The 16,029-nt window shown below is 63.7% G+C and carries 14 protein-coding genes; all 14 read right to left on the reverse strand.

The features are described from left to right. Nucleotides 1–552 (reverse strand): polysaccharide biosynthesis protein (locus K7H93_RS15810; RefSeq protein ID WP_230784433.1); only part of this gene is annotated, 552 nt, incomplete at its 3' end. Nucleotides 553–572: 20 nt separating this feature from the next. Next, nucleotides 573–1,364: an AglZ/HisF2 family acetamidino modification protein gene (locus K7H93_RS15815; RefSeq protein ID WP_010232980.1), complete on the reverse strand. Its 792-nt coding sequence runs from the start codon at nt 1,362–1,364 to the stop codon at nt 573–575. Nucleotides 1,365–1,370: 6 nt separating this feature from the next. After that, the gene (gene hisH, locus K7H93_RS15820; protein ID WP_230784434.1) at nt 1,371–1,985 is read right to left on the reverse strand and encodes an imidazole glycerol phosphate synthase subunit HisH; all 615 of its coding nucleotides are present in this window, start codon (nt 1,983–1,985) and stop codon (nt 1,371–1,373) included. Further along, complete coding sequence (locus K7H93_RS15825; RefSeq protein WP_269060344.1) at nt 1,982–3,136, reverse strand: N-acetyl sugar amidotransferase; 1,155 nt, start codon at nt 3,134–3,136, stop codon at nt 1,982–1,984. The genes hisH and K7H93_RS15825 overlap by 4 nt, the downstream gene beginning before the upstream one ends. A 223-nt stretch (nt 3,137–3,359) precedes the next feature. Next, entirely contained in the window at nt 3,360–4,562 is a 1,203-nt protein-coding gene (locus K7H93_RS15830) for a glycosyltransferase family 4 protein (RefSeq protein WP_230784435.1), read from the reverse strand. Further along, nucleotides 4,562–5,944, reverse strand: a complete 1,383-nt coding sequence (locus K7H93_RS15835; RefSeq protein WP_230784436.1) for a hypothetical protein — start codon at nt 5,942–5,944, stop codon at nt 4,562–4,564. The genes K7H93_RS15830 and K7H93_RS15835 overlap by 1 nt, the downstream gene beginning before the upstream one ends. Nucleotides 5,945–6,058: 114 nt before the next feature. After that, entirely contained in the window at nt 6,059–7,585 is a 1,527-nt protein-coding gene (locus K7H93_RS15840; protein WP_230784437.1) for a hypothetical protein, read from the reverse strand. Further along, nucleotides 7,582–9,024: a lipopolysaccharide biosynthesis protein gene (locus tag K7H93_RS15845; RefSeq protein WP_230784438.1), complete on the reverse strand. Its 1,443-nt coding sequence runs from the start codon at nt 9,022–9,024 to the stop codon at nt 7,582–7,584. The genes K7H93_RS15840 and K7H93_RS15845 overlap by 4 nt, the downstream gene beginning before the upstream one ends. Continuing rightward, the gene (locus K7H93_RS15850) at nt 9,021–10,313 is read right to left on the reverse strand and encodes a hypothetical protein (RefSeq protein ID WP_230784439.1); all 1,293 of its coding nucleotides are present in this window, start codon (nt 10,311–10,313) and stop codon (nt 9,021–9,023) included. Before K7H93_RS15850 ends, K7H93_RS15845 begins: the two co-directional genes overlap by 4 nt. 31 nt (nt 10,314–10,344) lie before the next feature. Then, nucleotides 10,345–11,472 (reverse strand): DegT/DnrJ/EryC1/StrS family aminotransferase, encoded by a 1,128-nt coding sequence (locus K7H93_RS15855; RefSeq protein ID WP_010232994.1) that lies wholly within the window; start codon nt 11,470–11,472, stop codon nt 10,345–10,347. A 4-nt stretch (nt 11,473–11,476) separates the two neighbouring features. Beyond that, entirely contained in the window at nt 11,477–12,064 is a 588-nt protein-coding gene (locus K7H93_RS15860) for an acyltransferase (protein ID WP_276530715.1), read from the reverse strand. Next, entirely contained in the window at nt 12,061–13,044 is a 984-nt protein-coding gene (locus K7H93_RS15865; protein WP_230784440.1) for a Gfo/Idh/MocA family protein, read from the reverse strand. Before K7H93_RS15865 ends, K7H93_RS15860 begins: the two co-directional genes overlap by 4 nt. Next, nucleotides 13,041–14,348, reverse strand: a complete 1,308-nt coding sequence (locus K7H93_RS15870; protein WP_230784441.1) for a nucleotide sugar dehydrogenase — start codon at nt 14,346–14,348, stop codon at nt 13,041–13,043. The genes K7H93_RS15865 and K7H93_RS15870 overlap by 4 nt, the downstream gene beginning before the upstream one ends. 84 nt (nt 14,349–14,432) lie before the next feature. Further along, nucleotides 14,433–15,647, reverse strand: a complete 1,215-nt coding sequence (locus K7H93_RS16115) for a sugar transferase (RefSeq protein ID WP_230784442.1) — start codon at nt 15,645–15,647, stop codon at nt 14,433–14,435. Nucleotides 15,648–16,029: the final 382 nt, after the last annotated feature.

Raw genomic sequence — 16,029 nt, forward strand, 5'->3', positions numbered from 1 at the left:
ATCGAGGATCTGGCGTACAAACAGCGGGATCACCGACCCTCGCGAGGCCATCACATTGCCATAGCGGGTGCCGCAGATGGTCGTGTCGAAGCCTTCGAGATTGCGCGAGGAGGAGACCATGACCTTTTCCATCATCGCCTTGGAAATGCCCATCGCGTTGATCGGGTAGACGGCCTTGTCGGTCGACAGGCACACCACCCGCTCGACCCCGGCATCGATCGCGCTGCGCAGCACGTTCTCCGTGCCCATCACGTTGGTCTTGACCGCCTGCATGGGGTAGAATTCGCAGCTCGGCACCTGCTTCAGCGCAGCGGCGTGGAAGACGTAGTCGACCCCGCGCATTGCGGCGGAAACGCTCGCCTCGTCGCGCACGTCGCCGAGGTAGAACTTGAGCCGGTCGCTGGCATAGGCCTTGCGCATATCGTCCTGCTTCTTCTCGTCGCGCGAGAAGATGCGGATTTCCTTGATGTCGGAATCGAGGAACCGGCGCAGCGTGGCATTGCCGAAAGAGCCGGTCCCGCCCGTGATCAGCAGGGTCTTGTCGGTAAACATGTCTCGCGTGTCCCCTCGGCTTACGCTTGCCCGCGCGCCGCCATGGCGTCGCGGATGAGTTGTTCCTTGGCATCGGGCTGCGGATAGCTGATCAGCACCGCGCGCAGCTTGCCCTTGAAGACGAACAGGCTGCCCGCCGCCAGGCCGATGATGCCCATTTCGCGGATCGCCTCGGCAATATCGTCGAGCGACCCAGCCCCGCCCAGAATTGTAATCGGCACATCGACCTTCTCGCGCAGCTGCTTGGCCAGCGTCAGGTCGTAACCGGTCATCTTGCCGTCATTGTCGACCGAGTTGAGCACGATCTCGCCCGCGCCCTGCGCCTCGGCTTCGATCGCGAATTCCACGGGATCGCGCTTGGCGTTGCGGGTCGCGTTGTGGGTGACCATTTCGTAGCCGCCGCGCAGCCGCCGCTTCTTGTAGTCGATCACGGTGACCACGCTCTGGCGGCCGACCTCGTTGGCCATCTCGCCGATCAGTGCCGGGCGCTCGGCCGCTGCGGCGCTGACCGCAACCTTTTCCACGCCCAGGCTGACGATCCGCTTGGCCTGCGCCGCAGTCTTCACCCCGCCGCCATAGCACAGCGGCATGCGGCATTCGGCGGCGAGGTGCGCGATCATCTGGAAATCGGGCTCCGCGCCGGTCACGCTCGCGTCGATATCGACGACGATCAGCTCGTCGCTTTCCTTCTCGTTGAAGATCTTCACCGCATTGATCGGGTCGCCGACATATTTCGGGTTGCCGAAGCCGACCGTCTTCACGAGGCCGCCTTCGTGCACCAGCAGGCAGGGGATGATCCGGGGACGCAGCATCAGGTCTTACAGCTCCGCAAAGCTCTTCAGCACGGCGGCGCCGAAATGGTGGCTCTTTTCCGGGTGGAACTGCACGCCCCACACATTGTCGCGATGGATCGCGCAGGCGAAGTCGAACCCGTAATGCGCGGTCGCCGCGACGTCGGACTGCTCCGCCGGCTCGACGTAATAGGAATGGAGGAAGTAGAAGCGCGGATCTTCGTCCAGCGCATCGAACAGCACGCGCCCGCTTCCCGGCGTCACGTCGTTCCAGCCCATATGCGGCAGCGGCAGGCCTTCCATATCGTTGCGCTTGGCAAAGGCGCGGGTCCGCCCGGGCACCCAGCCGAGCCCTTCGCGCGTGCCCTCGTCACTGCCATCGAGGAGGATCTGCATGCCGACGCAGATGCCTACCACGGGGACTTTCTTCTGCGTCACCATCTCGTCGAGCGTTTCACGCATGCCCGATGCATCGAGCAGTTCCATCGCATAGTCGAACGCGCCCACGCCGGGGAGCACGATCCGCTCCGCCGTTGCCAGCTCCGCCGCCGTCTGAACCGCCCGCGCCGGAATGTTCAGGCGCTTGTACATGTTCAGGAAGGCGGCGATATTGCCGAGGCCGTAGTCGACGATGGTGATCAACGCATCACCGAACGTTGCAGGCCGAGCTTGCGCATCACCGTGGTGCCCAGATCGATCAAGGCAGTGTTGTTCTTGTAGTCGAAGTGGGTCTTGTTCGGCCCGTCGTGAAGCGCCTGCAGCTCTTCGACCGTAAGGCCCAGCTTGGTCGCGATATATTCGAAGTCTTCGGCGATCTGCTCCGGCGTGTAGGCGGGGATCGCGATCTTTTCGAGCGCTTCCTCGCGGCTCATCTGCTCGGTCAGGATCAGCGAGGAGAAGTGCGCGCGGCGCTTGTCGTAACCGAACTTGCTCGGCAGCCAGTAGCCTTCGTAGAACCGCGTGAAGCGCGATTCATAGTGCTTGTGGGCATAGCGCTGCCAGCCGTAGATCCCGACCAGCTCCTCGATCGCCTGTTCCTTGTGGTAAGGCATGTAGTTCAAGGGCTTCACCACCTGCACGCCGTGGACGTAGCGGTAGTAGATCTTGAACTTGAAGATCCCTGCGAGAGGGAAGGTCTTGAGCGGACGCGTGCCGAAGCGTTTGTGGATGTCCTTCAGCTGGCGCAGGTCCGACGCGTGGTAATGCCACTCAAGCGGCTCGCGCACGCATTCGGTCGAGTAGTTCGCGCCGGTCAGGATGTACTTGACCTTGTTCTTGGCCGCGAAGTTGTAAAGCCCGGCGAAGAAGGCGTGGTCCTGCGGGGTGTCGAGATGCGGCACCTGCGCCTTGAAGAAGGCCAGCTGGAGGTCGCGCATCTCGGGCCAGTTGACGACCTCGGTATAGAGGTCGAGGTCGAGCCCATCGACCAGCTTTTCGATATTATTGACCGCCTGCTGCGAGTTCCAGCCGGCATCCACGTGGTAGAGCAGCGGGCGCAGGCCGAACTTTTCCTTCGCGTGGTGCACGACGTAGCTGGAATCGACCCCGCCGGAGAGGCCGATCAGGCAGTCGTGATCCTTGCCCTCGCCGTCGCGCTTGATCTTCTCGATCTGCGCCATGATCTCGCGCTCGCCGCGCTCGTCCGTGTGCCAGTTGGGCAGGATGTTGCTGTAATAGTTGTTACAGTATTCGCACACACCGTTTTCGTCGAACACGATCTTCGAATCGCTCGTGTCCATGATACAGTTTGTACATATCTGGTAAGGCCGCGCCTGGGCCGGGGTCTCGGACATGTTCGGGAAACCTCAAGGGATGTTCGGCGGGCTGATAGCGGACAAGTCCCGCGTTACCAACCCCCGAAAGCCCGCCCGTGCAGGGGTGGTGCAGAGCCGCATCACCAGCGAGCCTTGGGCTCGTGCGGATCGACCCGGCGGATCGACTTTTTCTTCATCGCGAGAGCTTTCACAGGGCGATGCGAGCCCGTTACGGTTCGAACGTCGTTCGCAAGTGCCGTCGTCAAGAATCCACCTCCTGGGGCAAATGGCTGAGCGTCTCTTCGATCAGCTTGTTCCAGTCGAGCATCTCATCCGCGGTTCGGCGCGCGCCTGCGGCCATCCTGGCCAGCGCTGCGCGATCGTCGATCAGGCCGCGCAGCAGCCGTTCGATCTGGGGGGCGGTCTCCTCTTCGTGGTCGAGCACGATGAGGTTGCCGTTGCGGTTGAGATAGCTGGCATCGGACGGAACCATGAATTCGGAGCGGTCGCCCACGATCACCGGCAGCCCCATGCCGATCGATTGCTGCCACAGGATCGACTGGCTGGCCGGGAACACCGCGATGTCCGCCGCGTCGAGATGGCGATACACGCCCAGCTTGTCCTGCCAGCCGCGGAAATGGATACGCGGATTGCCTTCGGCCAGTTGTTCGAGCCCGGCGAAATATTCCGCCTCATTGGGTCCGGCCGCCCCGGCGACCAGCAGATGCACGTTGTCCCGCCCCAGCGAATTCACCGCCTCTATCAGGGTTTCGGTGCGCTTGAATGGGGTCAGCTTGCCCCCGGTGAAAATGACGAAGTGATTCTCGGGAATGCCCAGCTCGCGCCGGATGGCCCGGCCCGCACCGGAGGCATGCACCTGCGCGCCATATTCCAGGTCCGTACCCAGCGGCAGCAGGCTCATCTCGTCACGCGGGACGCCGTAGACCTCGTTCAGGAAGTCGATCCCGGCGGGGACGATGGGATAGATCATCGACAGGTGCGGGCGCGCCTTGTCGAGAAAGCGCTTGCGCAGCACCCCGTGCAGGATCTTGAGCGAAACCCAGTTCTTGCCACTGTTCGAATAGTCCGCGTGATAATCCATGATCATCTTCGTGCGCGGGTGCTTCTTCACGTAAGCGATGCATTCCGGCAGGTTCAGCATGATGTCGTGGACGAAGATCAGGTCAGGCTCGAACTCCTCCAGCAAGCGATCGATCTTCGGATAGGCGCGCATGCGATTGAGGATGTTGTACCGGTAAGGCAGCTTGACGATCCGCGCGCCGTTGACTTCGTAATCGCGGCGCGGCCCGTCGACCTTCTTGTCGGTGTAATATTCGAACACGTTCTCGTAGAGCGAGCACACCACGATGACCTCGTGACCATGGCGGCGGTAGTAATCGACGAGATGGTTTTCCTGATATTCGAGTTCTTCGTTGAAGAAATCGCACAGCATGAAGATTTTCATCAGATCCTCTTCGCCCCGCCGGGCTTGTATAAACTGAAAATCAGCAGCCACGCGCCAAGGCCGAAAGACACGAGCACAGTGCTGAGATGCGCGTTGCTGAGCGCGAAGCCGATCGGCACCGCGATCAGCAGGACGAACAGACGATCCCATCCGGCAACGCACAGGTCGTAGATCCGCAGGAAGATCGCCATGACGATGCCGATCACCGTCAGGCCGATCAGTCCGCCCGCGGCCAGCCCCTCGCCCGAATAGGGGTTTGCGTTCGCATTCAGGTTGATGCTTGCGCCATAATAGTGGTCCCCCACGATCTGGCCCAGAACAGGCCACGCAGGATCGGTCGCGAACCCGGGGGGAGGAGGGATGATCAGCGAAAGTCCGGTGATATTGCTCCACCAGGTATAGCCGTAAGTGGCAAAGAGCTCCTGATACTGGACCAGGGTCAGCGAAGGGATCGCGATCCCGCGGGTGATAAACACCGACTGGATGAAGAACCCGATCTCGGTGCTGCGGATCAGCACGGCGACGAGCGTTACGAAGGCAAGGAACGAAATCGGTACAACCACCAGCTTCGCGACGTTGCCAGCGTAAACCAGCGCGTAATACATGCCGATAATCAGAACCGGCATAGCCAGCGCCGTCTTCTGCGCATCGATCGTGTAGGAAAGTACGCAGCCGAGGGTGCCGATCGCGACGACCAGAACGTTCTTCCGCAACAGACCGATAGCAATCAGGGCCGGGCAAATGAGGTTCGCATAGTAGGAACGCACGTAACCCATGATACTGATGCCGCGATCCACCGCGAAACGCTGGACGTAGACATCGTCCAGGCTCGCGAACTGCATGATGTCGCGATAGACATACACGAGTACCAGCGAAACAAGCGCCCACACCCCTATCAGCAGCAGGGTAATCTGGGGGCCCGGCACGAAGTGTTCGCCGTCGGGCGGCGCCGGCCCGTTGCGCGAAACCAGCCCCGTGAGGGCATGAACCAGGGTAAGCACAATCAACATCGGCGCGAACGCCTGCACGCTGTCGATCCGCAGGCACAGCGCGATGGTGACTCCGGGAACGAACACGGTCACGTGGAGAAACAGCAGGATCACCGACGAAGGCCGCTCTAGCCGAACCGGCATGGCCATCGAACCGATCGTGATCAGCAGTATTATGAGGCCAACGGCAGGGAGTGTGGGGGCAATGTAGGTGAAGCCGACATAGTCCCAGTAGGGATTGAGGATCGTGATATGCGCCTGGTGGATGGTCCACGCGAAGATCAACGAGCAGATCACGACCGCTGTACTTGAATCGAGCGTTTCCAGCAGAACCTGGCCGGCGCGCGCTGTCGGCGACCGGTGGGCGACGGTTGGCTGGGCAGGATTTAGCATGACGGTGTTCCGCTGTATCGCGTCACGCGGTGACGCGGCTGTCTTGGATCGGAAAAAAGTTTGAACCGGCTCGGGTTAGCAGAGCCTGCCAGCGTGACCAATCCTCCCATCGCGCTATTGCTCAATGCGGAACGATCCGCGCATTTCGGTTTCGCCCAGGGCGTCGCCGAACACCCGGTTGGCCCCGGTCAGCTTGCCGATTTCGACGATGTTGCGATCGGTCCTGACCGCCTGCGAAGACTGGCCCACCCCCCGATCGACGATGAACGCGGTATCGCTCACTTGGGCGAGGCCGATCGCCACCACATTGCCGCTCGACCCGCTGATCTGGCCTGCGACCCGGTGCCGCAGGATCTGGCCGATATTGACCTTGTTGTCGTCGCTCGGCCCTTCGAGCGCGTAGAGCGACACGCCGTAGGACTTGTCGTCGATGAAGATGCCGCCATTGCCGTCGCTGAGAATTCCGGCCGAGACACGGTTGTCGCTCGCCGACCCGTACAGCCAGATGCTGCCCCCAAACTGCTTTTCCGGACGGCCGATCGCGGTCACGCTCGCCAGCGCGATCTGCCCGCCCGAACAGCCGAAGCCCATGAACCCGCCGTGCGAGGCACGGGACAGGGCGATCTCTCCTTCAACCATGAAATCTTGAGAGAGGGTCGAGGCAAGGCAGCTAAACGCCCCCGCCTCGCCGCCCTGGTAGCTGCCGTCGATCTCAAACCGGCCCACCAGCCGGGAACCGACCGAACCGGCACGGAACGGCGCCCGCACAATAGTGCGCGGTAGCCGCCGGTCGAGCGTCACCGCTGTGCCTGTCACTCCGGTGATGGAGGCGAGGAAGCTCAGCTGCGGTACGATCTGCGCCCCGGCCCGATGCGAAGCGGGCTGCGTGCCCAGCGCACCGCGACCATCGGCGGAGACGAGCAGACGACCCTGTGCGACCGTACCGAGCACGATTTCCTCGCCGATCCTCAGATAGACCTGCGATGCCCCGATGGTTGAATCGACATTCCCGGCGAAGGCGAATTCCTGGGTTTGCGGTCCGATCGAGGATGCCAGCGAAGTTGCCAGCGATGGCGTCTCGCGCAGGCCGAAAATCGCGACCCGCATCCCCGGCATCAGACTTTGCGCCTCGACCGGATGCGACAATTCGATCGTGTCGCTACCCGCACGCCCGCTGCACAGGCCCGGAGCGATGGCAGTGGTGACCAGTCCTCCCGCGGGCGAGGCGTCGGTCAGCACGCGCTCGATCGGGCGGGCAGGCTCGATCCGTGTGCGCTCACCCTGCCAGGTCGCGCGTGAGGGCAAGGCGATCGAACCCTGATTGAAATCGAAGCGGAACGTCGCCTCGCCGGTGCGAAGCGCAAAGGCGCGGCGCTGGGCCTGCGGAAACGGATCGCTCGCCAGATCGACCACTCCGGTCAGGTCGCGCGCGTCGAGCGTTGCGTTATCGGGCAGGGATTCGAGAGCCTGGCGCAGGCTGGCGGCAACATCGAACTCCGGCCTGCCGACGAGCACCTGGCGGCGCCGTCGCTCGTCCAGCAGATCGAGCCAGCGCACGCTCCGCGCACGGCTCGTCCACGCTCCACCGGCAAACACCAGCGGCATCGCAGCCATCGCGCCAAGGAACACGCGGCGCTTCACAGCACGATGTCCAGCCAGTGCACGCCGACCGCGCCGACTACACCAAGCACACAGAAAGCCGCGATCGGCAGCAGAGCCTTGCGCAGCTCGCGCGCAATATCGCCCGCGCGGGCACCGACCGCGTGAAGCAGCAAAACAAGGTAGCCGAAATAGAAGATCGCACCTGAAATCGCATAGGCCTCCGAGATAAAACGGGGCGACAGCGTGCCCACCGCGACGACCAGCCCCAGCCGTAGGGCGAGGCCGACGAACTGCACGATGAAGGCGGTACGCTGGCGGTTGGTGACCTGCAGCGCCATGGAGACAGGTGCGGTCAACAGCTGCGCGATGAACCAGGGAGTCAGCCACACCACCAGCATGCCGGCGCGCGACCATTCGGACCCGAAGACGAAGGCGAACGCAAAGGGCGATACGATCGCCAGCGCGATCAGCGGCCCCACCCCGATCCGCATAAGGCCGCCGACGACCTGGACGGTGAAGGGGCCGAGCGCACCGTCACGGTGACGGGTCGGGGCTTCGGACAGGTAGACCTGAGACAATGCGTTGCCGAGCAGGGACATCGGCGCCTGGACGACGAACATCGCGAGGGTCAGGTAACCCGCTTCCGGCCCGATCGCCATCGCCGCGATCAGCACGATCGGCAACTGCCAAGCCGCAGCATGAGCGAGCGCCTCGGGTGCCGAGTAGGTGGGGAACCGGCTATACTCCCGGAACAACACCCGCATCTTGCGCGCCGAAACTTGGCGCAGCAGCGCCGACTCGCTGCGTAGGAAGTGTGTCCCGAGCAGGATAGAACCGGCGCTGAAATTGATCGCATAGCCGAGCAGCAGCCCGAAGGGTCCGGTCCGCAGCAGACCCAGTGCGATCTGGGTCGCGGCACCACTGCCGGCCTGCACCATTCGGCTTCGCGCGATCGGGCCGAAGCCCTTTCGCCGCACATACCACAGCTGCATGAGGCTATAGATCCCGGCCAGCGCCAGCGACGGCGGCAGAAACCAGATAAGCTCCGCAAGCTCGGGATGGCCGAACGCATCATAGGCCGACGCCGGCAGCGCGAGCAGGATGAGCGCGATTACACCTGACAGGACGACCGCGAAGAACGCCCCCAGCGCGAGCAGATTGATCGCGTCTTCGTCGTTCTCGGGCATCGACAGCGCGACATCGAACCGGAGGCAGATCGACGCGTACAGCGTCTGGAGCAGGCTGGCGAACACCGCCAGAACACTCATCTCTACGGGGGTGTAGAGGCGCGTCACCACCGGGAGCGAGAGTGCGGTGATGAGATTGGCGCCGACCGTGCCACCGATCAGCACCCCGGTGGAACGAACCAGCCCCTGCTGGGCGAGCGCGGACACGCGCCCACGCAGCGCCGCGATCCGCCCAATCGGCGGGGTCGCGCCAGAATCGGGCGCGGGTGTCACAGGCGGCTCTTCGTTCATGCGCTGGCCGTTGCCAGCCGGGAGAGCGCAGGGCCGACATCGAAAATGCCGGTGCGGCGGCATCCGTCGGTGACGAAGTCGATGCACACCCGCGTGCCGGATCGATCCCAGCGCGGGTGGAGGTCACACCGCATGGGCTCTTCCCGGGTCGCGACCTCGTGCCGGATGCGGGCCAGATCCACCCGCTGGCCAGAGGCGAGGTCGAACAGCAACAGGGTCAGCCACGCGTCTTCGTCGGGATAGGTATCGCCCAGCAAGACCGATCCCTGTCCGCGCCAGCTGTAATGGCCATCTTCGGTGAGGGTATGCTCGGCGACCCGTTTGCGCGTGTCGTCGTTCAGATCAGACACGTAGAACCCTTCGGCCACCAGCTGGTTCATCCGCGCGCGCAGCAGGCGACGGGCAAACCTGGCGACCGCACGCACCGCCGGGTTGGCGAGCAGCCGATTAGTCGCAAGCGCGCGCACCGCCCCGGAATTGCGGCCCCAATACCAGATCCGGTCCTCACCGATCCACGCCGGATGGCTGACTCTTTCCTGCGCGACCACGCGAACCTTGCCGCTGGCGCAATCGCGCACCAGCAGCCGGGCATAGGTGGTCCCGCCCTCGCCCGCATCGGTCACGAAGAAGGCCAGCCGGGTCCCGTCGGGTGAGAAGACCGGGTGGGTGACGAACCGGCGATCCGAATGGGGCGAACCTACAATCTCGGCAAGTTCGGCATAGGAGAGCAGCAGCGACACGGCCCCATCGGCCATGCTGACGCTCCACAGCCCGTCCTGCGTCGGCCCCTCTCCGAGATGGCGATCGACGGCGGCGCCATAGCCATAGGTCGGGTCGAGACGGGCGAGGCGCGCGTAATTGCCCCCAACGCCAATCGATTCGTCGGGGGACAGCGCGCCGATCGCCATATCGAGCGTCCGGATCGGCGTGCCATCCGGGCTAACATGGCGCGCAGCCGCATGCCCCTGCCCGTCGACGTCGTTGTACAGGATCGATCCGTCGCGCAGCCATTGCTGGCGCGCGCCATGCTGCCAGTTCCAGCCGCGCGTTTCGCCGAGCGTCTCGAAAGTGGCATCCTCTGGCCGCCAGCGGCGCACCAGTGCAGGCTCCCCCACGGGCAGGGTCACCCAGTCGGCAGGGCAATTGAGCAGCAACAGGTCGCGCCCATCGGGCGAGAACGGGCAGAGATCGTAAAAGCCGAAGAAATTCGCGCTATCTTGCGGTGTCGCCGCGACCATGCGCGCGCCGATCTCGCGAATACCGGAAATCCCTGCCTCGTCCTGCACCACGATTTGCGCCTGTCACCTGGGCCCTCCGCCGCTAGGCCGGGACGACCGCCGCGCGCAGCGCCTCGATCACCTGTGCCTGCGTGCCTTCGTCCATGTAGGGGTGCATCGGCAGGCTGAAGACCTCATTGGCCATCCGCTCCGACGTGGCGAGCCCTTCGGGGTCGCCGGGGAAGGAGGAATAGGCGGTCTGCAGGTGCAGTGGGCGCGGGTAGTAGACGACCGAGGGAACGCCATGTTCTTTCAGGGTCGCCATCACCGCATCGCGGCCCGAACCGTCGCGGGTGCGCACGGTGTACTGTGCCCACACCGAACGGCAGCCATTGGGCACGTGCGGGGTGATCAGCAGGTCGCCCAGCGCATCGGTATAGCGGTTGGCGACCACCTGGCGGGCTTCGATCTCGTCCTCGTAGATCGCCAGCTTTTCCAGCAGGATCGCCGCCTGCAGCGTGTCGAGCCGCGAGTTGAGGCCGATCCGCTCGTTATCGTACTTGTGCGTGCCCTTGCCGTGCACGCGGTAGGAATCGAGCAGCGCGCGCAGCTCGTCGTCGTCGGTGAACACCGCACCACCATCGCCATAGCAGCCAAGCGGCTTGGCCGGGAAGAAGCTGGTGGTCGCGATGGTACCGATCGAACCGGTGCGGCGGCCGTTGTAATCCGCGCCGAAGCCCTGCGCCGAATCGCTCACGACCCACATGCCGTTTTCCTGCGCAACCGCCTCGATCGCGTCGTAGTCGGCGGGCAGGCCGAACAAGTCGACCGCGATCACTCCGGCGGGCTTCATTCCCTCGGCCTTGGCGAAGGCGATCGCGCGCTTCAGGCTTTCGACGTCGAGGTTGTAGGTCCGCTCGTCGACATCGACGAACACCGGGGTCGCGCCGGTCATCGGCACGATTTCTGCGGTGGATGCAAAGGTGAAGGTGGGACAGAATACCGCGTCGCCAGGCCCGGCGCCCAGCGCCATCAGCGCCAGCTGCAGCGCGTCGGTGCCGTTGGCGCAGCCCAGCGCGTGCTTCGCGCCGCAGAATTCGGCGAGCTTGCCTTCGAACTCGGCCACTTCGGGGCCCATGATATATTTGCCGTGGTCGAGCACGGCGGCGATGCGCGCGTCGAGAGCAGGCCGGATACGCTGCTGCTGCGCGGCGAGATCGATGAATTGCATGGGGTTAGGCCCTTTCTTCCGTCAGCCGGAGTGTGTCGCTGCTCGCGTCATATTCGTATTTCTCGCCCGTGCGCGGGCATACCAGCGTCTCGTCGAGACGCTCGCCCGTGCGCGAAACCCAGCCGATCCGCTTTGCCGGAACGCCCGCGACCAGCGCAAAATCGGCTACATCCTTGGTAACCACGGCACCGGCCGCGATCATCGCATAATCGCCGATCCGGTGGCCACACACGACGGTCGCGTTGGCCCCGATGGTCGCGCCGCGGCCCACGGGAGTGGGTGCGAATTCGGACTTGCGCTCGATCTCCGCGCGCGGAGTCAGCACGTTGGTGAAGACGCAGGACGGGCCGCAGAACACCCCGTCGGCCAGCTCGACACCCTTGTAGAGCGAGACGTTGTTCTGGATCTTGCAGTTATCGCCGATCGTCACATCGGGCCCGGCGACCACGTTCTGTCCGAGCACGCAGTCCTCGCCGATCGTGGTGTTGGGCAGGACATGGCTGAAATGCCAGATCTTGGTACCAGCGCCGATCGTGCTGGGCTCGTCGACATAGGCGCTTTCATGCGCGAAATAGGGCTTCTTGTCGGTCATTTGTTTTCTCCCAGCGAGGCCTGCAGCGCGGCTTCCGCGCGGTCGAGGACTTTGAGAACGCGCAGTCCCTCGGCCACATCGGTAAGCGGCTGCGTGCCCTGTTCGATGCAATCGATGAAGTGCTGGCATTCGGAACGCAGCGGCTCGCCCTGTTCGACCGCAATATATTCCGGATCGGCCTTGATCGGTGCGGGGGCCGGGCCGGAGCGGTCGATCCCGTGGCGATAGATCGCAAGCTTGCGATCCCACTCGGGCGCGCTGTCTTCGAACACCAGCATGCCCTCATCGCCCACGGCGACCAGCCTCGCCTCCTTGAAAGGATGGCTCCACGAGGTCTGCACATGGCCGCGCACACCTCCGGGGAACTGCAGGTGCGCGGTGCACCAGTCGGCGATGCCTGGCGTGATCCACGCCGCGCCTTCGGCCGTCACGGCATCGGGCGCTTCACCCACCATCGCGAGCAGCATCGAGAAATCGTGTGGCGCGAAGGACCACATGACGTTTTCCTCGGTGCGGAATTTGCCCAGGCTGAGGCGGTTGGAATAGACATAGCGCAGCTGGCCGATCGCGCCGCCCGCCACCAGCTCCTTCGCCTTGCGGAAGATCGGGTGGTATTGCAGCAGGTGGCCGACCATCAGGATCTTGCCCACCTCTTCGGCCTTGGCCGCCATCCGCTCTCCGTCGGCGGGCAGCAGGGCAAGCGGCTTTTCGACATAGACATGCTTGCCCGCTTCGAGCGCGGCAATCGCCACATCGGCATGGGTTTCCGCCGGTGTCGCCAGCGACACGCCGTGAATGCTGTCATCCGCGAGGATATCCTCGAAGCTGCGCGCCTCGGTCCCGTGCTCCTGTGCGATCCGCTCCGCGGTCGGCGCGTGATAGTCGGCCACCGCCGCCAGCGCGCCCAGCTGCGCGTAATTGCGCGCAAGGTTCTTGCCCCAGTGGCCGACGCCGATCTGGGCGATGCGCGTGTTGCTCATGCCGGGAACACCTTTTCGTGGTTGCGATCGAACTTGCCGCGCGTGTCGAGGATGACGGCGGCGTGTTCGAGGATCAGGTCGTAGTCGAAGGCCTTGTGGTCGGTGGTCACAACCACCGCGTCGAACCCGGCGAGCGATTGCGCCGTCAGATCGACCGAGGACAGGTCGAAATCATGCTCGCGCGTTTCGGGGAAGACCGGGATGTGCGGGTCGCTGTAGTGAATGTCAGCGCCCAGATCGCGCAACTTCTCCATGATCTCGACCGAGGGGGATTCGCGCATGTCATCGACATTGGGCTTGTAGGCGATGCCGAGCACGAGGATCTTCGAGCCCGCGATCGACTTGTGCTTGCCGTTGAGCGCCAGCGCCAGCTTGTTGACCACGAAATCGGGCATCGAGCTGTTCACTTCGCCCGCCAGCTCGATGAAGCGGGTGTGCAGGCCGAATTCGCGCGCCTTCCACGTGAGGTAGAACGGGTCGATCGGGATGCAGTGACCGCCGAGGCCCGGGCCGGGGTAATAGGGCACGAAGCCGAACGGCTTGGTCGCCGCCGCGCGGATCACCTCGTGGATGTCGATATCCATCCGGTCGGCGACTATCTTCATCTCGTTGACCAGCCCGATATTGACCGCGCGGTGAATGTTTTCGAGCAGCTTGGTCAGCTCGGCAACCTTGGTCGAGCTGACCGGGACCACCGTGTCGATCACCCCGCCATAGAGCGCCTGGCCGACTGCGTGGCAGGTTTCGGTCACCCCGCCGACGATCTTGGGAATGGTCGCGGTCTCGAACTTCTCGTTGCCCGGATCCTCGCGCTCGGGCGAATAGACCAGGAACACTTCCTCGCCCACCGTGAGCCCCGATTTCTCGATCCGCGGCTTGAGCTCCTCGTCCGTGGTACCCGGCCAGGTGGTGCTTTCGAGCGAGACGACCTGACCTGCGCGCATGTGCGGCACGATCGCCTCGGTCGTGTTGAGCACGTAGGTCAGATCGGGTTCGCGATATTTGTTGAGCGGGGTTGGCACGCACAGGATGATCGCATCGACCTCGTCGATCCGGGCCATGTCGGTGGTCGCTTCGAACCCGGCCTCGTTTGCCGCGGCGATATCCTTGCCCGAGATATGCTCGATATAGCTTTGCGCCTTGGCCAGCTTCTCGACCTTGCGGGCATCGACGTCGAACCCGATCGTCTTGTAGCCCTTTTCGCAATAGCGCAGCACCAGCGGCAGGCCGACATAGCCGAGGCCGACCACTCCGATTGTGGCGGTGCCGTTGGTCAGGCGATCGATCAGTTGCTGGCTATGCAATGGCTGTGTTCCTCAATCTCGGTTCGCGCTTGCGAAGGGCATCGGCCGCCCGCCTGTGCGCTTCGTGTGACAGGTCGATGATAGCTATTTCGAGCCGAACCCGCTGACCATCACGCGCAGCGTCTTGGCGAGGATCAGCAGGTCGAGCCAAAGGGAGAAATTCTTGATGTAGAAGAAATCGTGATTGAGCTTGGTGCTCACGCTGTCGACATCGGCGACATGGCCCTGAACGGTCTGTGCCCAGCCGCTGATGCCGGGGCGCACCACGTGGCGATAGCGGTAATAGGGAATTTCCTCCTCGTACCACCGGGACAGCTTCTCGGCCTCGGGACGCGGGCCGATCCAGCTCATCTGTCCCAGCAGGATGTTCACGATCTGCGGCAGTTCGTCGACCCGTGTGCGGCGGAAGATGCGGCCGATCCGGGTGACCCGCGCATCCGCATCCTTGGTCACCAGATCGTCCAGCCCGGCAGGCGTGGGAGCGGTGCAATGCTGCATGGTGCGGAACTTGTAGACGGTGAAGGGCTGCGCCCGATAGCCCATCCGGCTCTGGCGGAAGATCATCGGGCCCGGGCTGTCGAGCTTGATCGCGATCCCCGCCAGCAGCAGGAACGGCAGCAGCGGGATCAGCACGACCAGCGCGATCAGACGATCGAGCACATGCTTGATCGTCTGGTAGACAGGAGAGGGCGTGAGCGATCCGTACGCGGTCTCGGAAATATGCTCCAGCGTCACTTCGCCGGTCACCGATTCGATCAGATGTCGCAGGTTGTAGACCGGAATCCCCGCGAGCGCGGCGTCGGCCAGCATCTCGCTCTGGCGGTCGCTCAGCGGGAGCCGGAAGTCGACCGCGATCGCATCGGCATGGTCGAAGCCGGCATGGTCCGAATGTTTCAGCCAGTCGATCGAGGGGAGCTGCGGGAGCGCTGCCCCGTCGGGCTGCGCAAGCACGCTGATGCGCAGCACCAGCTCATCCTTGTAGCGGAAATGTTCGAGGTACGAGAGCAGCACCACCGCCACGAAGCTGCCGATCAGCACGAAGCGGCTGTAATCGAGCTTGAACATCAGCAGGCCGATCGCGATCAGCCCGTAGGCCGCCGCAAAGGACGGAACGATTGCGGAAGCGCGCTCAACGCCTGGATAGCGGTTGACGTTCTCGATCAGCAGGACACCGATCAGCGAAGAGGCGAAGGCCGCCAGGCAGGCGTAGCCGACCTGAAACAGGCTCGCCTCGGGCATGCCGAAAATGACGATGCGCAGCAGGATCGCCACCAGCACTGCAAGCAAGCTGACCGTCACCGAACGTTTGATTTTTCTCCGCGTCGTGTGCCGTCTTCGGCCAACCGCGCCCGCCGCCCGCGACGAGCATGCCGCGTCAACAGCGTTCTGTCCCATTTTCAATACCCGCACAATCAGCACAGCGCCCGATGCGGCGCTCCTCTAGCCGGGCCGCCGAAGCTTTCCAACCGTGTATTTAAGCCGTTAGGAAAGGCGTGGCATCCGCGCATCTCTTTTGTCCGCCCGCGTCCCGCAATCGCGCAACCCCGGCGGGTCTGCATGCGGCAAGTCTTGGCGAGGGCTTTATTCTTTCGGCTTCTTGGCCTAACCAAGCGCCCGCATGGGGGGAGAAGCCCGCAAGGGATTGGCGATGCATCGATTGATATTGCTATTGTGTGTGCTG

The organism is Citromicrobium bathyomarinum (assembly GCF_021021475.1).
Taxonomy (GTDB): Bacteria; Pseudomonadota; Alphaproteobacteria; order Sphingomonadales; family Sphingomonadaceae; genus Alteriqipengyuania; species Alteriqipengyuania bathyomarina.

Coding starts and splice junctions, on each gene's coding strand:
- K7H93_RS15815 (WP_010232980.1), bottom strand. CDS start 1,364: ATGCTGCGTCCCCGGATCATCCCCTGCCTGCTGGTGCACGAAGGCGGC.
- K7H93_RS15835 (WP_230784436.1), bottom strand. CDS start 5,944: ATGCTAAATCCTGCCCAGCCAACCGTCGCCCACCGGTCGCCGACAGCG.
- K7H93_RS15845 (WP_230784438.1), bottom strand. CDS start 9,024: ATGAACGAAGAGCCGCCTGTGACACCCGCGCCCGATTCTGGCGCGACC.
- K7H93_RS15830 (WP_230784435.1), bottom strand. CDS start 4,562: ATGAAAATCTTCATGCTGTGCGATTTCTTCAACGAAGAACTCGAATAT.
- K7H93_RS15825 (WP_269060344.1), bottom strand. CDS start 3,136: ATGTCCGAGACCCCGGCCCAGGCGCGGCCTTACCAGATATGTACAAAC.
- K7H93_RS15855 (WP_010232994.1), bottom strand. CDS start 11,472: ATGCAATTCATCGATCTCGCCGCGCAGCAGCAGCGTATCCGGCCTGCT.
- K7H93_RS15860 (WP_276530715.1), bottom strand. CDS start 12,064: ATGACCGACAAGAAGCCCTATTTCGCGCATGAAAGCGCCTATGTCGAC.
- K7H93_RS15865 (WP_230784440.1), bottom strand. CDS start 13,044: ATGAGCAACACGCGCATCGCCCAGATCGGCGTCGGCCACTGGGGCAAG.